This is a genomic window from Wolbachia endosymbiont of Litomosoides brasiliensis (genome assembly GCF_013366805.1).
GTDB lineage: Bacteria > Pseudomonadota > Alphaproteobacteria > Rickettsiales > Anaplasmataceae > Wolbachia.
In genome coordinates, this window is record NZ_WQMO01000040.1 from 1 (window position 1) to 2,468 (window position 2,468).

Sequence of the window (2,468 nt, forward strand, 5' to 3'; positions counted from 1 at the left end):
GAATGAAGTTTTCATATATTACGCCAAGACCATTATAATGAGCAAGATTAAAGATGGATAGGAAGAGTTTTAAAGAAAACTTAATGAGGCTATTGATAAGTATCTTGAACAGGAAGTCATTTTTATTTGATGAATCTCGGTTTGGCATGCATTCAAGAGTTAGGCATGGATGGTTTAAAAAGGGCGCTAGAACACGGGTTAAAGTAAAATTAGGTATACAAAAATTTTATCTCTACAGTGTAGTTGATCCTAGAAATGGAGAGAGTCCTAGCTTATTTGCATTAAATGTCAATACTGATTGTATGGATATATTTCTTGAATAGATGTTGCAATATTTAAGAACACGAAAAGCCTTTCTTATCATAGATTGTGCTAGTTGGCATGAATCAAAAAATTTAGAGGTACCTAAAAATATCGAGATTGTACCTACCACCATACTTGCCCGAGCTCACTCCTATTGAGAGGCTTTGGTTATATATAAAACAGAGTATTTTCATAGTAAAGGCAATAATACAATTGCTTTGCTTAAGGGCGCTTTATACAGATTTATTGCTTCTTTTCCTCACTCCATAATAGAACAACTCTCTGCAATGTTGCTTATTTAGCTTATTAACAATGGGAATTAGTATTAGGTACTTTATCTATGTAGTTAATGCTGTTCTGAAATGCAACGTATTTTTGCTACGGCTGTTATACTGTGCTTTTTTGCTGTAATTACAGCATTTGGTTCTTTTACATATATGTGTTATTTCATATTTTCTTCAGCGTTTCTTTTGCTGATTACACGTTTTTTCATTCAATAATTTTGATTTTAATGTCGTTTAAATCTTGCTATTTTACTTACTTCAGTGTGGCTTCTTTTCCATTATTGTCTATCCGTTCTTTGTATGGTGAGAATTGGTGTTAGTAACTATGTAACCGATAATTCAATTGCATATAGTTGTTTTGGGTTTATAATAAAAGTATTGTAACTTAAGATAAATTAATGGTTATTGCAATTCATAAATTAGAGGAGTCATTAGGCAATTATTCCCTGACACTGACATAAAGATTAATGACCTTGCTAGAGATGATGATCATTATTATTTTAATAATAACCTCCAAGTGCTTTTTTGAAAAGACGAAAATAAAACAGCACAGGGTGGTATAATTAAGGACTTAGAGGATGTCAGTCTATACATGCATTGCAATTAGAAACTAGTATTTAAAATTAAGGTAATATTTATGAACAATTTCGAACAAATAAAAAAAGACATAGCAGAAAATGATGTGGTGTTATACATGAAAGGTACATCCGATTTTCCTCAATGTGGGTTCTCTGGGCTTGTTGTATCAATTCTCAAGAAATTAAATGTGAAGTTTAAGTATATCGATGTTTTAGAAAATGATGAGACACGTCAGTCTATAAAAAAGTTTTCTGATTGGCCGACAATTCCACAACTATACATAAAGGGAAAGTTTATTGGTGGCTGTGATATCACTCGCGAGATGTATGAAAAGGGAGAGCTACAGAGTTTGCTGAAAGAAGAGAAGATTGCTGAATAAAACTTCAAAAAACTTGAGCTTCAGAAGGCTAGACCGTGTTACCAGGTTTAACAAATGAGTGGCTTAATGCTATTAATTTATAGGGTTATTTTGCCGCTTGTCGTTATCCAAGCTCCATCGTTCTCACGGTCAACATTTTCTATTGGTGTAAATACTACATGATTATTGTCATCAAAAATTTGCTCCAAGAGCACCTTCATCATTAAGCTAAAAGCCGAAAAAAGATTTTATATGCAAATCTTTTGCCTGAAAGCAGCTTTACATTAGCAGTTAGTCTTTGCAAAAATACCATTTCATTATTATGCTAATTCTCAATATTAATAAGTCAAATAAGTGATATTGCAGAGTTGTTTCATTGCGGAATGAAAAAGAGAGGAATAAATTTGCACAGAGCGCTCTCAAGCAAAGCAATTGTATCATAAACTTTGATTACGTAAAATGTTCTGTTTTATATACAACCAAAGTCTCTCAATAAGATTGAACTCAGGTGAGTATGATGGTAGGTATATAATCTCGATATTTTTAGATACCTTAAAATTTTAACTTAGCTGACTAGCATAATCCATGGTAAAAAGGGCTTCTTGTGTTTTTAGATATTATGATATTTATTCAAGAAATACATTCATGTAATCAATGTTGACATTTAGTGCAAATGAGCTAGAACTCTCTCCGTTTCTGGAATTAACTGCACTATAGAGATAAAAATTTTGTCTACCTAGTTTACTTTAACCTGCGTTCTAACACCCTTTTTAAACCACCTGTGTCCAACTTTCAAATGTGTGCCAAACTGCAATTCATCAAAGATGAGTAACTTTTTTTCAGATACTTACCAATAGTCTCATTAAGTTTTTTTAACTCTTCCTGTCTACTTTTATCCTGTTTATTGTAAATTGGTTTTGGCGTAATATATGAAAACTTCATTT

At 32.1% G+C, this 2,468-nt stretch carries 3 protein-coding genes and 1 pseudogene; 3 read left to right on the forward strand and 1 reads right to left on the reverse strand.

Features of this window, described 5'->3' with window-relative positions; all coding sequences use genetic code 11:
• The first annotated feature begins 53 nt into the window (after positions 1 to 53).
• The 3 genes and pseudogenes from GO684_RS04930 (at position 54) to grxD (ending at position 1,545) form a co-directional block, all read left to right on the forward strand.
• Positions 54 to 323 carry a hypothetical protein gene (locus GO684_RS04930; protein WP_175939413.1) on the forward strand — a complete coding sequence of 90 codons (270 nt, stop codon included), beginning with the start codon at positions 54 to 56 and terminating at the stop codon, positions 321 to 323.
• A 662-nt stretch (positions 324 to 985) separates the two neighbouring features.
• Positions 986 to 1,208 (forward strand): annotated as a pseudogene (locus GO684_RS05440) (BolA/IbaG family iron-sulfur metabolism protein).
• Between the two features lie 16 nt (positions 1,209 to 1,224).
• Positions 1,225 to 1,545 (forward strand): Grx4 family monothiol glutaredoxin, encoded by a 321-nt coding sequence (grxD, locus tag GO684_RS04935; RefSeq protein WP_175939414.1) that lies wholly within the window; start codon positions 1,225 to 1,227, stop codon positions 1,543 to 1,545.
• Positions 1,546 to 1,961: 416 nt separating this feature from the next.
• Here the strand turns inward: grxD and GO684_RS05845 are convergent, their stop codons facing one another.
• Positions 1,962 to 2,063, reverse strand: coding sequence for a transposase (locus GO684_RS05845; protein ID WP_369408533.1), 102 nt, complete (start codon positions 2,061 to 2,063; stop codon positions 1,962 to 1,964).
• Positions 2,064 to 2,468: the final 405 nt, after the last annotated feature.

What these genes read in the sequence shown, in the direction of transcription:
- GO684_RS04930 (WP_175939413.1), top strand. Translation starts at nt 54, where the DNA reads ATGGATAGGAAGAGTTTTAAAGAAAACTTAATGAGGCTATTGATAAGT.
- grxD (WP_175939414.1), top strand. Translation starts at nt 1,225, where the DNA reads ATGAACAATTTCGAACAAATAAAAAAAGACATAGCAGAAAATGATGTG.